Source organism: Streptomyces sp. Edi4, from assembly GCF_040253615.1.
Taxonomy (GTDB): Bacteria; Actinomycetota; Actinomycetes; order Streptomycetales; family Streptomycetaceae; genus Streptomyces.
Window position 1 is genome coordinate 578,604 of sequence record NZ_JBEJGY010000004.1, and the last position, 17,024, is coordinate 595,627.

The following is a 17,024-nucleotide window of genomic DNA, read 5'->3' on the forward strand; positions in this document are numbered from 1 at the left end:
AGGCGGGCGCGCGCGTCCTGAGCCGGGTCACTTCGGCCGGCCCGCGCGCGGACCCGCCCACTCGCGGTCGAGCTCACGCGATCCGCGCGGTGCGGCCGCCGCCGTGTGCAGGACGCGCAGCGCGAGCAGCAGGACACCGACGTCGTCCAGGTAGACCGGGTCGGGCAGGAGGTCGACGGGGCTGATCACATAGGCGAGGGCGCCCCAGAAGGCGGCTTTGTGCGTCAGCGGGATCCCGGCGTCCCGGAGGATCTTGCGGGCACGGACCAGGCGTACCGTCAGGACGACCGCCGCCACGGCGGCCGCCAGGAGTACCAGGCCCGCCAGAACCAGGCCCGCGGTCACTTCGGTGCTCATCGAGCCGCCTTCCGTCGCTTCTTGGCGGGGATGCTACTGAAGCCGGCTCTCGGCGGACTCCGGCTCGCTCTCGTCGGGCAGATGGACATCGCTCACGGCGATGTTCACCTCGACGACCTCCAGTTCCGTCATGCGCTCCACCGCCGCGATGACGTTCAGCCGGATCTCGGCGGCCACCTCGGTGATGCTCACGCCGTACTCGACGACGATCTCCAGGTCGATGGCGGTCTGCCGTTCACCGACCTCGACCTTGACGCCGCGCGTGACCGGCGCCCGGCCCGGCCGTATCGCGCCGAGGGTACGGGCGAGGCCGCTGCCCATGGCGTTGACGCCCGGCACCTCGCGGGCCGCGAGCGCCGCGATCTTCTCCACGACCCCGCCGGCGATGGTGGTGCGGCCCCGGGTCGCGGGGGTCTGTCCCGGGCCGCTCTTCGCCGGCTCCAGGGTGGTGCTCTGCGGGGGCGTGCGGAATTCGTCCGTCTCGGGCTTGCGCAGGGTCTGGCCCATCGGCTCCGCCATGGAAGCCACCTCCTTGGGGAGTGCTGGGCGGCCCGGCCGGCCGCCCCTTCCCTCTCCGGGTACCGTGCCTTCGGCGGATCATGCGGGTCCGGGGGCGCCCGCGTGGAGCGAGGCGCCGCCCGGTGCGGCGCGCGGGTCAGCAGCCCGGTGCCCCCTTGCCGCCGCGCTGGGGCAGGCTGAGGTTGGGTGTGCCGTCGGGGGGCCAGGTCAGGGCGACCGTTCTGGTCGTGCCGTCCGAGCCGAGCTGGACGACGGGGGTGGGCTTGCCCGCAGGGGCGCCGTCACTGCCGAACGAGAGCCATCCGCTGGCCCCCGGCAGCATCTGCGCGCAGTAGAACTGGTGCAGGATGCCGGTCTGGAGGCCGGGATTGCGCAGCCCCGCGGCATCGTGCCGGCCAGCGCTGATCGCCGCCACGGCCGCGTCGTGGGTGAGCATGGCCTGGCCGCTCCCCAGGTCCACCGGGTCGAAGGACAGCGTCGGCACGTCCTTGTCCGCCGTCAGTTGCTGGCCGGTGCAGGGGTCGGGCCGTCCGGTGAAGGCGGCCCAGAACTGGTCGTAGTTGTGCTTGGCGTCGGAGCCGGGACACTCGGTGCCCCACTCGTCCGGGCTGGCGAGCGCGGTGTAGGCCACGGTGACCCGGCCCGATGCGATGCCGCCCAGCACCCCCTTGTCGTGGATGCTCTCCGAAGCGTCGTCACCGGCGAGGATGTGCAGCTGGGAGATCCCGCACGGCGCGCCCTGCACCCAGTTCTCCACGAACGCGCCGAGGTCGCGGCCCCGGCCCGCGAAGTACACCACGGACGGATTGGCCTGGCACAGGTTCGCGTGCATGAGGTTGAACTGCTGCACCAGATAGTCCTGACGGCCCGAGCCCGCGGACAGATCGCCGGGCGAGGTGTACGGAAGCACGGTCACGGTGCGGTTCTGGGCCCGAAAGCCCGTCTTGGCCGCCTCGGCGAGCGTCTGGGTGTAGTCGTCGCCGCTGACGCTGTCCGCGACGACGGCGAGCGAGGTCACGGCCGGCTTGAGGGTGGAGACGTACTGGGTCGCGGCGATCACCGAGTCCGCGTTGGTCGGGGAGACCCGGAACAGGTCGGTGATCCGCTTCTTGCCGGCGGGGTCGGAGGGGTCGATGCTCATCGAGTCACCCGTGACCGTGGATCCGATGACCGGGATGTGCAGTTGGGAGGAGATCGCGGCCGCGGCGTGCCGTGACTGCTCGGTGCTCTGGCCGAGACCGACGACCGCCGAGACGTGCTCGGCGTTGGCCTTCTCCTTCAGCCGGTCCACCGTCACCTGCCAGTCGGCGTACTGGCTGCCCATGTTGGCGAGGTACAGCTTGATGGCGGGTGTACTGCCGTAGGCGGCCGTGTTGTTGGCCCGCCACACGGCGGTGAGGGCCCCTTCGATGTTGGGATAGAGGGAACCGTAGGTGAGGGTGTCCACGTCGGACACGGGCGAGAGATCCAGCATCAGCACGATGCTGGTGTACGGGCCCTTCACGCCGTCGTTGGCCGCCTGGACCATTTTCTCCAACTCCCGCATGCGGGTGGGCTCGTGGTCGGTGAAGGGCGCGCTGTCGAGGTTCACTCCGGCACAGGCGAGCGGTGTTCCGGTAGCGGTCATGCCCGCGCCGCAGGTCAGCGACGGCGGGAACAGCCGGCCCCAGCCCCAGCGGCCGCCGAAGACGAGGCCGGTGAGGATCACGAGCGCCGCGAGGACCGTGAGGACCGGGTGACGGCGCAGCCGGCCGAAGCGGGGATTGCCTACAGCGGGTGGCATGGACACTCCTTGCGGTGCGATCGGCGGACGCGGGCACGCCGCGGCCGCCGCGGGGCTAGGCGAAGGCGGCCGCCGCCTGCTGGAGCGGACTGACGTCCAGCAGACGGGAGTTGTGCGCGAGGCGGGTGAACGATTCCTGTATCTCGCCGTCCCAGCGCCGGGTGTGCTCGGTGAGCGGGTCGTTGTAGAGCCACAGCAGGGCGAGCAGTTTGGCGGTCGCCACCGCGCGGACGCTCTGGCCGCCGTCCCCGACACCGTCCAGGAGCAGGGCGTACGCCTCCTGGGGCGAGCGCTTGTACAGCAGCCGGCAGGGGGCGGAGGAGAGGTAGTCGAGCAGGCGGATCCACGCCCGGTGGTCCTCGTCGAAGCGGTCGGCCAGGGCCTCGGCGACCGGCGTGAAGCGGCCGAGGGCCAGGTCGTGGAAGAGCCGTCGCTCCACGGCCGCCGCGTCACCGCCCGTCACCGGGAGCGCGGCCAGCGCGTGTGCCTGCCCCGCGAACACGTCGTGCCAGGGGTTCACCTCGTCCGCGCGCGCCGGGCGCGCGGCGTTCAGAGCGGTCAGGACGGAACGGGCGAGCCACGGGTGCAGCGTGGCGGGGCCGTCGGCGTCGTCGCCCCAGCCGATCCCCCGGATGCGCGAGGGGCGGTGGGTGAAGGTGCTCACCCAGAGGTCGCGGCGCAGGAGTTCAAGGCTGCGGGGCAGTTCCGTGGAGGTCTCGGGCAGCCTCGGGTCGTGCGCGGTGCGTACGTCGGCGAGGTACGCGGCGGCGAGCACCACCGCGGGCGCGGTGCTCCACGCGGCGCCGGGGACGGTCAGTCCTTCGGGCAGGCTGGTCTCCAGGGCGTGCGCCCACAGCGGTGTGCCCTCCTCGTCGGCCGGCGCTGTCAGCGAGAGCGCGGGTCCCGTTCCGCGCGGCGGGTGCTGGGCGCCGACGGGTTCGCCGAGGACGGTGGAGACGGCGCCCCGGTGGCCGCCGGTGAGGCGGTGCACGACGGAGGCGGGAAGGGGCCGGCCGGAGGAGGGATCGGAGCGGTCCATCGTGTAGGCGACCTGGTCCTCGGTCATCGGGTCGAGCCACACGGGATACCACCAGGCGGCTGTGGGGGCGCGCTCGACGCCGACGGCCGCGTCGTTGCCCCGGGCCCACAGGGCGCGGGTCGCCCGGGACAGCAGCGGTACGCGGCGTTGCGGCGTGGCGGCAAGTGGGGTGGAGCGCCAGGGTTCGCACCACCACGACGTCCATTCGGACTGCCACTGTCCGCACGCGGCGAGCACGAGGAGCGGGTCGGCGGCGCCCGAACCGTCCGGGTCCGCCAGCTGGTTGCGCGGTCGCGCGGCGGCGAGTTCGCTCACGAAGCGCCGCCCGGCGGGGGTCTGCGCGCCGTCCACCAGGAGCACCCAGGCGTGGTCGTGCCGGTCCCCGCGCGCGCCCCGGACCGGCAGCACGCAGGAGCACGCGGAACGCAGCGGCGGGTGGCGCTCGGCCTGGTCCTTGACGTCGGCGAGGAAGGCGGCCATCAGGGGGCCGACACCCTGGGACCGTGAAGTGGAACTCAGCCTGATCAGCGCGTCGATGGAGCGGGCGGACTCGGCTTCGGGAACGGTGTTGTGCCAGCGCAGCGCGTCCCGTACGCCCCAGCGCGCGGCGCTCTGCAACAGGGACCCGATGACCGGCTTGGCCCGCTCGCGGACGGCGGAGACGACCTCGCGGGCGGGCCCGGACACGAGCGGGCTCAGCGCTCCCTGGGCGACGACGTCCATGGTGGTGGCCGCGGCCTGCTCCAGCTGCCGGGCGACCCTGCCGCCCCGGGTGTTGCGGGTGTACTGCTGGATGAGCTCGCGTATCTGGTCCGCCGCCCGCCCCCGGTCGGCGTCCAGGTTCTCGTTGAGGGCCAGGAGCCCGAGGCCGAAGCGGTGGAAGACCGGTCCGTGCCGCAGGTTGTCCCAGCCGCGCATCATCTGGAAGGCCGCGAGGGCGGCCGCCGAGACCGGATCGACCGGGTTCTCGTCGAAGTCCAGCGTCGCGTGGACCACCGTCGCGCCGCAGGCCCGTGACACGGCGCGCAGCAGATCGGTCTTGCCCGACTGCCGGGGCCCGAGCAGCGCCACGATCGGCTGCCGTTGCCCCGGGTACCGCCACAGCATGTGCCGCAGGAACGCGTCGGCGCCCCCCGCCACGTCAAGATCCCCCACCCGTGTTCACCGCCCCCCGGAACCGACGCGCACAAGGCGCACCTTCCGCATCGATTGACACGGAAGGTAACACCTCAGGGACACGTTGCGACGGGTGTTCGCGCACATCGGCGGATCGGATCGGCGCTGGTGGGGCAGTTGCGGGGATTTGCGGCGGGGGCGGTCAAGCGGCGGCCCCAACTCCGGGTTCCGATGGGGCAGTTGACGCGGCGCTCATGGGTCACTCAGCGGGCAGGGATGTGAGGGGCGCGGTGCGCAGATGGGCCCGCCCCGAGCGGACCGCCCAGGCGAAGACGGCGAGCGCGAGGACGCCCACCACGAGGGAGTCGTACGGCGCCGGCAGACGGCCCGAACCCGTGCCGAACGTGCCGAGCCAGGACAGCAGGGTGAGAGCGGCGAGGTGGAAGACGAGCCAGGCGCCGTTGCGGAGTTCCTCACGCGGCGACCGGCCCTCGGTGTCGCGGCGCAGCATCAGGAACAGGGGTACGCCCGCGAGGACCAGGGGCAGGGCGAGCCGCAGGTGGTGCCAGCCGGACCAGTAGATGAACTCGCTGGCCACGACGAAGCTGACGGGCGCGATCCAGTGCACCCCTGCCACCTGTCCCTGCGCCGGCGGAAGGCCCCGCTCCTTGCCGTGGGCGCGGAACGCGGCGACGGCCACGGCGGAGGCCGCGTACACGAGCAGATACATGTCACCCATGACGCTGACGATGTCCTGCCAGCCGCCGAACGGCAGCATGAACAGGATGATCACCACGAGGTTGAGGAGCAGCGCCCTGCGGGCCATGCCGGAGCGGGGGTCGATCCGCATGAAGAAGCGGGGCAGCAGACCGTTCTTGGCCAGGGCGTAGGTGTGCCGGGCGTCGATGGCGACGCCGACGTAGGCCGACCCGCCGGGTGAGACCACGGCGTCCGCGTAGAGCAGGGTGGCGAGCCAGTGCAGGTTGAGCACGAGGGCCAGCTGCCCGAAGGGCGAGTCGAAGTTGACGCCGTGCCAGCCGTGGCCGAGCAGGGATTCGGGGACGGTGAAGAGGAAGGCCAGTTGGAGGCCGAGGTAGACCAGCACCGCGAGAGCGATGCCGGTCAGGACGGCGAGCGGCACGGTACGGCGCGGGTCGCGGGCCTCGCCCGAGAAGTCCAGGGGTGCCTGGAAGCCGTTGACGGAGTAGACGATCCCGCCGCCGGCGAGCGCCGTCAGGCAGGCAGCGTAGCCGTACGGCGCGAAGCCGCCGTGGTCGGTGAGGCGGCCGGCGTGGGTGCCCGAGAGGAACAGGGCGACCACGGTGAGGACCGGGATGAGGACCTTGAACAGGGAGACCAGGTTGTTGAGCCGCGCGAAGGCGCGCACGGCGAACCAGTTGAGCGCTGTCAGGAGCACGCTCAGAGCGGTGGCGACGGCCAGTCCCGCGCCGGTGAGGCGGCCGTGGTCGTAGAGCCCGGGCAGATAGTGCGCGGCGTACTGCATGATCGCGCTGATCTCGGCCGCGGTGCCGCCGACCGAGAGCAGCACCGACCAGCCGATGACGGTGCCCACCAGGCGTCCGCTGGCGTACAGCGGCCAGCGCACGGTGCCGCCGCCTTCGGGGCGGGTGGCGCCGAGCTCCACCATGACCAGCGCCACCAGGGCGCACAGGACGCCGGCCGCGACCCAGGAGAGCAGCACGGCGGGCCCGGCGGTCTGCGCGGCGAACATGGCGGCGAACAGCCAGCCGGAGCCGAGGATGTTGGAGAACCCGATCGCGGTCAGGCTCCAGAACCCGAGCTCCTTGCGGAGCCTTCGCTCCTCCCCGAGGACCGTCAGGACCCCGGGGCTCTCCCCCGGCTGCGTCGGCCGCACGCGCACCCGCCTCCTTGTATGACCTACAGGACATGACCTCATGGGACATGACCGCGTGGGACATGACCTCACAAGCACCAGCGTGCTCAGCGTGTCATGTTCCGCGCCAGGTGTCCGCGAGGAGGGGCGGCCGAGTTCTACCAGGCTTCGACGGCGAAGCTGACGCCCGCCATGTCGGTTTGCAGGCTCAGCTTCTGGTCGTTGCCGGTGATGTTCACATCGACGGTGCCGTTGGCGCAGGCCAGGTGGACGGTTTCGATGTCGCGCCACATGTTCCCGTCGTGGATGGCGACCCGGACCGAGCCGGTCGCCGGGACGTCGGTGATCTGGTCCATGCCGAGGTGCAGCCTGCGGTTGTAGCTGTCCCACGCGGTGCCGTGCGGGAGCAGGACCACGGTGGGCTGGCCGCCCGGTTCGACGCGGCCGGTGATCCATTGGGGCATGTCGGTCTCCTGATGGGGCGGTGGGGGCTGGTGAGGCGGTGCGGGCTGGAACGAGAGCGCCCAGGCGCGCAGTTCAGCCGTGCTGGCGAGGTGGCAGTAGTCACGGTCGAGTCCGCCGGAGTCGCCGTACTGGTGGAAGAGCCAGGGGGCCTGGATGCCGGGGTCGCCGGCCGCGCGCCCGGCGGTGGCGATCCACAGGAAGTCGGCGCAGTAGCCGTCCTGGTCGACGTTCCACCAGTAGTCGAGGTTGGCGTACATGCCGACGGGGTTGTGCGGCAGGCGGCTCTTGGCGCGGCGCAACCAGGCGTCCTTGTAGGCGCGTTGGGTGGCCTTGGGCACGCCGGTGTTGGCCGTGTCGTAGCCCTCCCAGTCGAGGATGACGACGTCGCCGGGCCGCCAGTCGACCTGGTCGATGAAGTAGTCGGCCTCGGCCCGGGCGCTGTTGTTCATGTTCGGGTAGTGGTAGCCGCCCCACACAAGCCCGTTGGCCTTGGCGTGATCGCGCTGGGAGACCCAGCGCGGGTTGATGTACGAGAGTCCTTCGCTGACCTTGACGAAGGCGAAGGACAGGCCGCTCGTACTCGGTGTCGACGACTGGTACGAAGCCCAGTCCTGCCCGTAGATCCCCATCTGACGCCTTCCGCGAGCGGGCCGGAACCACACCTTCCTGCCTGTTGCTTGCCCGCGTTGGAGCGGCCCGACTCCCCGGGTCGGCGTGTCATGTCCCTCGCTTTTCCCTGGCACGCCAAGGGCCACCGACAACGCGTCGGCGGCCCTGTGTCCTGCGGTGTTACGGGTGGTTTCACATGGCGCTTGTGCGGTTCGCGCGGCGCCTGAGGGTGAGGGCGATACCGGCGCCGGCGGCGGCGAGGGCCGCGGCGATGAGGCCGGCCGGCAGGAGCGCCGACGAGGAGCCGGTCTCGGCCAGCTTCTCACCGGCGGTCTGGGTGGCCGCGCCGTTGCCCGAGCCGCCGGTCGCCGAGGCCGTGCCGGGGCCCCCGGTGCCGGAGCCGCCGGTGGCGGAGGCCGTGCCGGAACCGCCCGTGGTGGACGCCGAGCCGGATCCCCCGGCGGGCGGCGCGGGGTGCTGGGGGATGTCCTTGACCGACTTCACCGAGCCGTCGGCGTTCAGGAGCACCTGCTTGCCGTTGGGGTGGCGGAAGTCGAAGGCCGATTCCAGCGAGTTGGCGCGGGCGTCGAAGGAGGCGTCACCGACCCGCCCGGTGCCCCAGTTGTCCTCGATGAAGCGGGTGATGGACGCCTGCTCGGTGCGGGTGTGGTCGACCGAGTTGACCTTGCTGTACGGGGAGATGACGAGCAGCGGCTGGCGCGTGCCGGGGCCGCAGCGGTCGGCGTAGCCCCCGGCGGCGGCGGGACCGGCCTGGCAGGCGGGGCTGTCGGGCGCCTTGCCGTCGGAGCCGGGCTTGGTGTCCTTGGAGCCGTTCTGCGGCGTGGCGTACGCGTGGTCGTACCAGCCGTCGGAGTCGTCGTAGGCGATGACGACCGCGGTGTCCTTCCACTGGGACGACTGCTGGATCTTGTTGATCTGCTCGACGAGGAAGTGCTGCTCGTCGATGGGGTCGGAGTAGGCGGCGTGGCCGTCCTGGAACTCCGGCGCCTTCAGGAAGCTCACCGCCGGCAGGTTGCCCGTCGTGAGCGCGGCGTCGAAGTCGGTGAGGTCGTAGTTGTGGTTGGCCTGCCCGTCGTGGCCGATCTCGGCGGTGTTCCTGGGCGGCAGGTGGTGCGGGTTGGACGTCGACTTGTAGTACTGGAACGGCGAGTGGTGCGGGCTGTAGTCGACGGCCGCCGCGCCGCCCACGTTGGTGTGGGTGACGCCCGAGCACTTCGCGTAGTCGCCCTGCTTGCCGGACCAGGCGGTGCTGGGCCGGAAGCCGCCCTGGAACCAGCCCCAGCTCACCTTGCGCTGGTTGAGCAGGTCACCGATGTTGCGGCCCTGCATCGCCGCCAGCGCGTTCTTGCTGGTGTGGTCCTTGTCCGAGCAGTCGTCGAAGGCGGGGTCCGGGTCGTTGACCAGGGTGCCGACGCCCTTGGCGTCCGGCGAGAGGACCGTGTACGGGTCGGGCTTGGCGGTCTGCTTGGGGTGCTCGCTGCCGGAGGCGGGGTCGGTGGAGATGACGCCGTGGGTCTGCGCGGAGACGAGGTTGATCGCGCCCGGTGTGGAAGGGCCGTAGGTGGTGCTGAAGGAGTTGTCGGAGAGCGAGTAGTGCTGGGCGTAGTTCCACATCGCGGTGACGGTGTTGCCGTCGTAGTAGTCCATGACCAGGCCGGGCTCGCCGAACAGGTTGCCGGAGCACTTGCCGGAGTCGGTGTTCTGCACGTAACTGTCGGCCTTGCCGCCGTTGGCGGCGTACTGCTCGGGCCCGTAGCTGTGGTTCTGGTCGCAGGTCATGGCCTGCTCGGGGGTGAGCCGCTTGGGCAGGTACTGGTTGGGGTTCTTCGTCAGGAGCCCGGCGGCGCGCAGGGTGTTGATGTCCTTCGGCGTGTGCGGGTCCGCCGTGAACTTCGTGCCGTCGGTGTTGGCCGCCACCGGGTAGGCACCGAAGTAGTGGTCGAAGGACACGTTCTCCTGGAAGAGCACCACGAGGTGCTTGACCGGGGTGGCCGTCCGGTCCCCGGCGTGGTCCGCGGAGTCGGCCGCGGCCGGGACCGTACCGCTCAGCAGGCCCAGCGCCGCGGCTCCCGCGAACGCTCCCCACCGTCTGGCCCAGCGTCCCGGACCCGCCGCGCTGCCTTTGCTGCCCATGCTCCGCGTGCCTCCATGGCGTCCGGCAACCGGCCGCCGTCGTGATGTCGTTGACATAGGTGATGCTTCGCGCGGACCACTACAGCGCCACGGCGCCACCGTGTCCTCCCGGTGAACAGAGCGTCAGGAATTTCAGGCCAAAACTTGACCCTCTGTTGGTGAAGGGGCGGCCCGGTGGTGCGAGGTCAGCCGAGCAGGGCCCGGCCGAACCAGTCGGCCCGGTCGCGCACGCCCGGCAGGGCGAAGAAGTAACCGCCGCCGAATGGCTTGATGTAGTCCGTCAGCGGCTCGCCCTTGAGCCGTTTCTGTACGGCCTCGAACTGCCGGGCCAGGTCCTGCTGGTAGCAGCAGAAGATCAGCCCCATGTCGAGGTCGCCGTTGGTGTCCATGCCCCGGTCGTAGTTGTAGCCGCGCCGCAGGATCCGCGCGTCCTCGCTCGGCCCGGAGCGGGGGTTGGCGAGCCGGATGTGGCTGTCCAGCGGGATCACGTCGCCCTTGGGGTCCTCCGCGAACTTCGGTACGTCGAACTCGGCCGAGCCGTCCAGCGGTGCGCCGGTGTCCCGGCCGCGCCCGAACATCCGCTCCTGCTCACTGAGCGAGACCCGGTCCCAGAACTCCACGAGCATGCGGATCAGACGTACGACCTGATAGCTGCCGCCGGCCGTCCACGCGGGCTCCGCGCCTCCCGCGGCCACCCACACCAGCCGGTCCATCGCGGCGGCGTCGGCGGTGTCCGGGTTGGCGGTGCCGTCCTTGAACCCGAAGTGGTTGCGCGGCGTTCCGCTCGGCCGGGGCGGGCTGGTGTAGCCGTCCATGCGCCAGCGCACCTGCATCCCGCCACGGGTGTGCCGGGTGATGTCGCGCAGCGCGTGCAGGACCACGTCCGGGCTGTCGGCGCACAGGTGCACGCTCACGTCGCCGTGGCACCAGGCCGCGTCGAGGTCGTCGTCGGGGAAGTCCGGCATCGCGGTGAGCCGGGCCGGCCTTCGGCCGCTCAGGCCGAACCGGTCGTCGAAGAGGGAGGCGCCGAAGCCCGCGGTGACCATCACCTGGCCGGTGGGCCCCTGCGGTCCGAGCACACCGGAGTCGCTGGGCGGCGCGGTGATGCCCACGGGGGCGGGCGTGCCCCCGGTGGCGAGGAAGCGGGCCCGCTCGGTGAGCGTACGCAGCAGCTCGGTGAGCTCCCGGCGGTCGCTCGCGGTCACGTCGAAGGAGACCAACGCCGTTGCCCGCTGCGGGGGTTGGAGGATCGCGGCCTGGTGCGCGCCGTGGAAGTCCACGTGGGCCACGGCGCGATGGGCCGCGTCGGCCCTGGCCGGGCGGGGAATCGCGCCCGACAGGGCGGCCCCGGTGACCGCGGTGCCCACCCCTGCGGCCGCGCCCCGCAGGAAGCCCCGTCGTCGTACCTCGTTCATGCCGTCCTCCGCGCGTCGCAGATCGTCGCCACGGGGGCGAGGAGTTCCACCGCCTGCCCGATGTCGCTGTTGATCCGCTGTCTGTCCTGGTGGCCGAGCCGGGCCAATGGCGTCCAGGTGCCGTCGCGGTGGAAGCCGTCCAGGGTGTGCTGGGTGCGGTCGAGCCAGGCGTCGAGACGGGGCAGGTCCGCATAGCGGCTCGTGAGCAACGGGCGCAGCAGGGTGAGCAGTTCGCGGGTGCCGTCGAGGTTGGCGCGGGCAGTGGCCACATTGGTGCCGCTGCCGTAGTCGGTACGGCCCGTCAGCTCGGACCTGGCGGTGGCCTCCAGGATCTCGTGGGCGCGAAGGCCCAGCTGGGCGGGGTCGAGCCGTTCCTGGGGCCAGCTGTCCCGCAGGGAGCGCACGGCCCCCGAGAGCCGGTCGGCGGGCCCACGCAGGGACGCGGCCGACTCGCCGTGCCACAGTCCGTACTCGACGCGGTGGAACCCTTCGAAGTCCGTGGCCGACGCGGCGTCGGCCGGGGCGGGGGCCGAGCCGTTGATGGCGGCGTCGGCCGCGCCGAACGCGTCGTAGGCGGCGCCCATCCGCTCGTAGACCAGATGCGCGGGCAGCCAGGCGGCGCGCGCCGCGTCCAGATCACCGTCGTCCACGGCGCGCTTCAACTCATCGGTGCGGTCGGTGAGTTCGAGCGTCCTCGCGGTGATCCACCGCTGGTAGGACAGGGCCACCGGGATGAGGTCGTGCTGGGTCACCGGGACCGCCGCCGGGCCGCCGCCGGCCCGGGGCCCCGTGATGGTCACGGTGGGCCCGGTGACGGCGTCGGCGTCGTCCGGCAGACACTTGAAGGCGTAGGAGCCGCCGCCGAGGACGACCCGCATCTCGCGCGTGGTGCCGGGGGCGAGGCCTTCGATCTCGCCGTGGACGGCGCCGGTCGTCGTGTCGGTGAGGTCGACCTCGGCGGCCGTCGTGGAGGTGTTGCGCAGCGCGAAGACCTGGGGGCCCGGCCGCGCGCCGATCCACCCCTCGCCGCAGGAGCCGGGCGACACCTCGACGACCGTGGGCCCCTTGGCGTCCTGGCTCCTGGCGTCCGGGCGGTCCTGCCCGAAGGAGGCGGCCGCCCAGGCTCCCCCGCCCACCACGGCGGCCACCGCCAGGACGGCGGCCGGCCGCCGCAGACCGGCCGGCCAGGACCTGCGGGCCGGCGCCCCGGACCCGCCCTCGGCATCGGCATCGGCCGGCACCTGACCGGGCCCCTGGTCGGGCTCGCTCATCACGGCGCTCCGTTCGTGTCGGTGGGAGGACGACGCCGCTCATGCTAGGCATCCGGCCGGACCCGAACGCGCATCCGGGTGGCCGCGCGTCCAGATTTACCCCCGAGTTCACCAACACGTCACCGGGGCCGGCCGGGAGCCGCGCGGATTACGCCGCGTCCCCGCCGACCCGGATCACGATCTTGCCGTGCGCGTGACCCGTCCGGCTCAGTTCGAACGCCTCCGCCAGACGGTCCAGGGGGAACGTCTCGGCGACCGGGACCTTGAGCTGTCCCGCGTCCGCGAGTCCCGCGAGTGTGTCGAGCCCGGCGCCGTCGGGGCGTACCCACATCCACTGACCGCCCGCCTCCATGACGGACGGGTCGGCGATCGAGGCGTGGCGTCCGCCGTCGCGCAGTACGGCGCGGGTGGTGTCGAGAACACCGCCGACGTAGTCGACGACGACGTCCACGCCGTCGGGCGCCAGCTTCCGGATGCGGTCGGCGGCGCCGTCGCCGTAGGTCACGGGCTCGGCGCCCAGTTCGCGCAGCCGGTCGTGGTTGCGCTCGGAGGCCGTGCCGATGACGCGGGCGCCCAGGGCCCGCGCGATCTGTACGCCGAACGTGCCCACACCGCCCGCCGCGCCGTGCACCAGGACCGTGTCGCCCCGGCCGGTGCCGAGCCGGGTGAGGGTCTGCTGTGCGGTGAGCCCCGCCAGCGGGACACCGGCCGCCTCCTCCCAGCTCAGGGACTTCGGCCGGCGCGCGAGCGCCCGTACGGGGACCGTCACGAACTCGGCGAAGGTGCCGCCGTGGACGTAGTCCTTGCGGGCATAGGCGAAGACCTCGTCGCCCTCCTTCCACTCGGGTGTGTCGATGCCGGTGCGCTCCACCACACCGGCGACGTCCCAGCCCGGGACGACGGGGAAGACGGTGTCCATCATGCCGTCGAGGCCACCGGACATGATCTTCCAGTCGACCGGGTTGACGGCGGCGCAGCGCACCCGCACCAGCACTTCGCCCGGGCCCACCTTGGGCAGCGGCTGCTCGGTGAGGCTCAGCACGCCGTTGTCCCCGTAGGCGCTGTACGTCATGGCCTGCATGGTGCTCTTGTCACTGCTTGCGGAGCTGGTGGGCATCGCGTGCTTCTCCCGGTGTCGAGGTGGGCGGCGGGAGCGGCCCGCCGTGCGGCGGCCGCCTGTCCGGTTCCTACGATTGTGGTGTGCGCCGCGTGGGCCCGCTCCCCGGGCGGTCCGGCCGCCCGGGGAGGAGCCCCCGTGCGGCTCAGCCGGCGTAGACGTCCTCCACGTACCGGCCCTCGGCGGTCAGCCCGTTCAGCCAGCTCTCGGCCTCCTGCTCCGAGGCACCCGTGCGCCGCGCGTACAGCTCGCGGAAGGCGGCGCGCACGCCCGGGGCCATACGGCTGCCGTCGCCGCAGACGTAGACCCGCGCGCCCGCCTCCAGGAGCGGCCAGAGCTCGTCCGCGTCGGCGGCGACGCGGTGCTGCACGAAGCGGCCCGTCCCGTCGGCCGGGGCGCTGAAGGCGGGACGCAGCGAGAGGACGCCGGCCTGCTCGGCGGCGCGCAGTTCGTCGGCGTGCAGGAAGTCCGCATCGGGCGCGTCACAGCCGAAGTAGAGGATGGCGGAAGCATTCTGACGATGCGTCAGGCGGTCGGCCACGGCTCCCCTGAAGGGCGCGAGGCCCGTGCCCGCTGCGATCATGATGACCGGCTCCGCCGCGTCGGGCACGATGCGGAAGGCTTCGCGGCAGGGCTGGACGCGGGCGAGCACGGTGTCACCGGGCCGCAGGGCGTGCAGGTGCCCGGAGCCGGTGCCGCCGGGGTTGAGCGCGACCATCAGATCGGCGTGCCGCGGGTCGCGGGCGGGCGAGGAGGACACCGAGTACTGGCGGGGGCGCAGCGGGGGCAGCAGCTCAAGGAGGGTCGGCCACTCGAGTGCGCCCCGCAGCGCCGGATGGTCCTCGATGAGGCCGATGAGGGGACGCCGGTCGTCCGCCGCCAGGTGTTCGAGGGCGGCCCGCTCGGGCGGGCAGGGGTTGTGGGCGGCGAGCAGGGCGATCTGTTCACGCGTGGGCCGTGCACCCAACTCCACGTAGTGGGTGAGGAGTTCGCGTACCGACAGGGGGCGGTCGAGCGGCAGGGCGTCGGGGGCGGCGCCCCGCGCGTGAACGCTGAGTACGGTGTCGAGGTCCACGCCGAGGGCCGCCGCCGCGCGGGCCGCGGCCTCGGGGGTGTTGGCGGGCAGCACGGCGAGGTGGTCGCCGGTGCGGTAGCCGACGCCTTCGGGCAGGGCCAGGCGGACGAAGCGCTTGGGGCGGGGGTGGCCGGGCGCCGTCAGATCGCGGGCCTCGGTGACGGTCATCTCCCGCAGGCCGTACCGCGCGGCGAGGGCCTGCCGGGGTCCGCCGGTGAGCTCGGTGACGGTGTACGCCACCTCCACGGGCGCGGCTGCGGCGCCCACGCTGTCGGGGTCCCCGTACCGTTCGAGCAGAACATCTCGCAGGCCGAGCGCGAACTGCCGTACCGTCGCGCCGAGTTCACCGGAGGCGTCGGCCTCGGCGCGGGGCAGCAGCCGCTCGCCCCCGAGGGCGGCGAGCCGGTCGTCGATGAGGGTGGGAACCCGCTGGTAGGTGGCGGCCCAGTTGCGGTCGCCGACGCCGAGCACCGCGTACGGCACCGCCGCGGCCGAACCCGGCTCCGCCTCCTCCTCGGCCCACCGCACGAAGCGGGCCGCGTCGTCGGTGGGCTGCCCGTTGTAGGAGGCGGCGACGATGACGACGGGACGGTCCTTGGGCAGCCGGCCCGCGTGGGAGTCCAGCGGGGCGACCTCGGTGGTGAGGCCGAGGGCGGTGGCCTCGGCGGCCAGACGCTCGGCGAACGCACGGCATGTGCCGTAGTTGGTGCCGTGCAGGAGCAGCAGACCGGTGCCCTGACGGACCCGGGCGGGCAGCCCGGGCGCGGGATCGGATGCCGCGGTTTCGGCGCGGGCGCCGGCTGCGGGCAGCGCCGCCCGGTTCAGGGCGCGGTCGGCGGGGGTGCGCAGGACCGGCGAGAGGGTGAAGCCCTCGGGCTTGAGGGTCAGCGTCTCCTTGATCCGCAGCTGGTAGCCGGCCGAGTCCACCAAGCGGTAGCGGTGGGCGAGCAGCGCGAGCAGCATCGTCGCCTCGTGGAGCGCGAACTGCCGTCCGATGCAGGCCCGTTCGCCGGTTCCGAACGGCTTGTAGGCGTGCGGCGAGCGGGCCGCCTCCGCCTCGGGCGTGAAGCGCGCGGGGTCGAAGAGCTCCGGGTTGTCGCCCCAGGCGGGGTCGCGGTGCAGCATCGGCGTGAGCACGGTGACCAGGTCGCCCGCGCGCAGCCGAAGGCGCCCGCCCAGCACGGTGTCCTCGCGGGCCTGCCGGGTGAAGGCGGCCGCCGTGGGCCACAGCCGCAGCGCCTCGCTCAGCACCTGCCGGGTGAACCGCAGCCTGCCGATGTCCTCGAACGTGGGCTCGGGGTCCTCGGTGTCACCCCACAGCTCATCGGCCTCACGCTGGACGAGGCGCAGCGCGGTCGGGTCCTTCATCAGGTGGTAAAGCGCGAAGGAGAGGGTGCCCGACGTGGTCTCGTGGCCGGCGATGAGGAAGGTGATCACCTGGTTGCGGATGTTGGCCGCGTCCAGGGTGGTGCCGTCCGCCGGGTGGGCGGCGTCCAGCATCAGGCCGAGCAGGTCCTCACCCGAGGTGCCCCCGTCGCGCCTACGGGCCGCGATGACGTCGTCGACCACGGAGGAAAGGTAGGCGGAGTCCCGCTCGAACTGCCGGTCCTGCTCGCTGTGGTCGGCATCCGGGCCCCGGCCGATGCGGCGCATGCTCCACTCCAGGCAGCGCACCATCGCCTCGACGAAGGGGTGCGGGGTGCTCCGGCCGAACGAGTCGAAGTCGAAGCCGAAGCCGGCGAGTCCGATGGTGTCCAGGGTCATCCGGGTCATGTCCTCGGAGACGTCCACCGCCGCGCCCCGGGCCGCCTGCCGGTCCCAGCTGTCCCGTACCCGGCGTGCCACGCGCAGCATCGCCGGATGGTAGGTGCGCATCGAGCCGAGTGCGAAAGCGGGCATGAGGATGTCGTGCGCCTTGGCCCAGTTCGGTTCGTCGTTGTACGCGGTGAACAGGCCGTCGCCCGCGAAGTCCCGCACGTAGTCGAGGATCTTCGAGATGCCCTTGGAAAAGCGCGTCTCGTCGGCGAGTTCGGCGGCCAGGGCGAGCGAACTGACGAACACGTGCTGGTGTTCGCCGAGGCGGCGCCGGAACAACGGGCCGTGCACGCGGGCCAGCTCCATGGTCTGCTGGATGGGCGTCTCGCTGAGGCCGGTGGCCGTGATGTCCACGAGCGGGACCGCGTCGGCTTCGGCGGTCTTGGCGGCGGTGGGGATCAGGATCGTGTCCGTCATGGTTCAAGCGTCACCCG

At 72.4% G+C, this 17,024-nt stretch carries 11 protein-coding genes; all 11 read right to left on the reverse strand.

Translation table 11 applies throughout. The features are described from left to right. Nucleotides 1-27: 27 nt before the first annotated feature. The 11 genes from ABR738_RS04585 to ABR738_RS04635 all read right to left on the reverse strand — a co-directional run bounded on the left by ABR738_RS04585 (nt 28) and on the right by ABR738_RS04635 (nt 17,007). Entirely contained in the window at nt 28-357 is a 330-nt protein-coding gene (locus tag ABR738_RS04585; protein ID WP_350228675.1) for a YkvA family protein, read from the reverse strand. Nucleotides 358-390: 33 nt separating this feature from the next. Continuing rightward, nucleotides 391-876 (reverse strand): Asp23/Gls24 family envelope stress response protein, encoded by a 486-nt coding sequence (locus ABR738_RS04590; RefSeq protein ID WP_502964032.1) that lies wholly within the window; start codon nt 874-876, stop codon nt 391-393. A 136-nt stretch (nt 877-1,012) separates the two neighbouring features. Continuing rightward, nucleotides 1,013-2,659: an ABC transporter substrate-binding protein gene (locus ABR738_RS04595; RefSeq protein WP_350228677.1), complete on the reverse strand. Its 1,647-nt coding sequence runs from the start codon at nt 2,657-2,659 to the stop codon at nt 1,013-1,015. Between the two features lie 55 nt (nt 2,660-2,714). Beyond that, complete coding sequence (locus ABR738_RS04600; protein ID WP_350228678.1) at nt 2,715-4,853, reverse strand: hypothetical protein; 2,139 nt, start codon at nt 4,851-4,853, stop codon at nt 2,715-2,717. A 220-nt stretch (nt 4,854-5,073) separates the two neighbouring features. Continuing rightward, nucleotides 5,074-6,690, reverse strand: coding sequence for an APC family permease (locus tag ABR738_RS04605; RefSeq protein WP_350228679.1), 1,617 nt, complete (start codon nt 6,688-6,690; stop codon nt 5,074-5,076). Nucleotides 6,691-6,827: 137 nt separating this feature from the next. Beyond that, the gene (locus ABR738_RS04610) at nt 6,828-7,763 is read right to left on the reverse strand and encodes a glycoside hydrolase family 25 protein (RefSeq protein ID WP_350228680.1); all 936 of its coding nucleotides are present in this window, start codon (nt 7,761-7,763) and stop codon (nt 6,828-6,830) included. Nucleotides 7,764-7,935: 172 nt separating this feature from the next. Continuing rightward, the gene (locus ABR738_RS04615) at nt 7,936-9,897 is read right to left on the reverse strand and encodes a phospholipase C (protein ID WP_350228681.1); all 1,962 of its coding nucleotides are present in this window, start codon (nt 9,895-9,897) and stop codon (nt 7,936-7,938) included. A 185-nt stretch (nt 9,898-10,082) separates the two neighbouring features. Beyond that, complete coding sequence (gene efeB, locus ABR738_RS04620; protein WP_350228682.1) at nt 10,083-11,312, reverse strand: iron uptake transporter deferrochelatase/peroxidase subunit; 1,230 nt, start codon at nt 11,310-11,312, stop codon at nt 10,083-10,085. Next, nucleotides 11,309-12,583, reverse strand: coding sequence for an imelysin family protein (locus ABR738_RS04625; RefSeq protein ID WP_350228683.1), 1,275 nt, complete (start codon nt 12,581-12,583; stop codon nt 11,309-11,311). Before ABR738_RS04625 ends, efeB begins: the two co-directional genes overlap by 4 nt. A 148-nt stretch (nt 12,584-12,731) precedes the next feature. Continuing rightward, entirely contained in the window at nt 12,732-13,664 is a 933-nt protein-coding gene (locus tag ABR738_RS04630) for an NADP-dependent oxidoreductase (protein WP_350234422.1), read from the reverse strand. A gap of 181 nt (nt 13,665-13,845) precedes the next feature. Then, nucleotides 13,846-17,007, reverse strand: coding sequence for a cytochrome P450 (locus ABR738_RS04635; RefSeq protein WP_350228684.1), 3,162 nt, complete (start codon nt 17,005-17,007; stop codon nt 13,846-13,848). Nucleotides 17,008-17,024: the final 17 nt, after the last annotated feature.

Bases quoted from the DNA above. Each gene is read 5' to 3' on its own strand.
- ABR738_RS04590 (WP_502964032.1), bottom strand. From the start codon at position 876: ATGGCGGAGCCGATGGGCCAGACCCTGCGCAAGCCCGAGACGGACGAA.
- ABR738_RS04615 (WP_350228681.1), bottom strand. From the start codon at position 9,897: ATGGGCAGCAAAGGCAGCGCGGCGGGTCCGGGACGCTGGGCCAGACGG.
- ABR738_RS04625 (WP_350228683.1), bottom strand. From the start codon at position 12,583: ATGAGCGAGCCCGACCAGGGGCCCGGTCAGGTGCCGGCCGATGCCGAT.
- ABR738_RS04595 (WP_350228677.1), bottom strand. From the start codon at position 2,659: ATGCCACCCGCTGTAGGCAATCCCCGCTTCGGCCGGCTGCGCCGTCAC.
- ABR738_RS04630 (WP_350234422.1), bottom strand. From the start codon at position 13,664: ATGCAGGCCATGACGTACAGCGCCTACGGGGACAACGGCGTGCTGAGC.
- efeB (WP_350228682.1), bottom strand. From the start codon at position 11,312: ATGAACGAGGTACGACGACGGGGCTTCCTGCGGGGCGCGGCCGCAGGG.
- ABR738_RS04635 (WP_350228684.1), bottom strand. From the start codon at position 17,007: ATGACGGACACGATCCTGATCCCCACCGCCGCCAAGACCGCCGAAGCC.
- ABR738_RS04610 (WP_350228680.1), bottom strand. From the start codon at position 7,763: ATGGGGATCTACGGGCAGGACTGGGCTTCGTACCAGTCGTCGACACCG.
- ABR738_RS04585 (WP_350228675.1), bottom strand. From the start codon at position 357: ATGAGCACCGAAGTGACCGCGGGCCTGGTTCTGGCGGGCCTGGTACTC.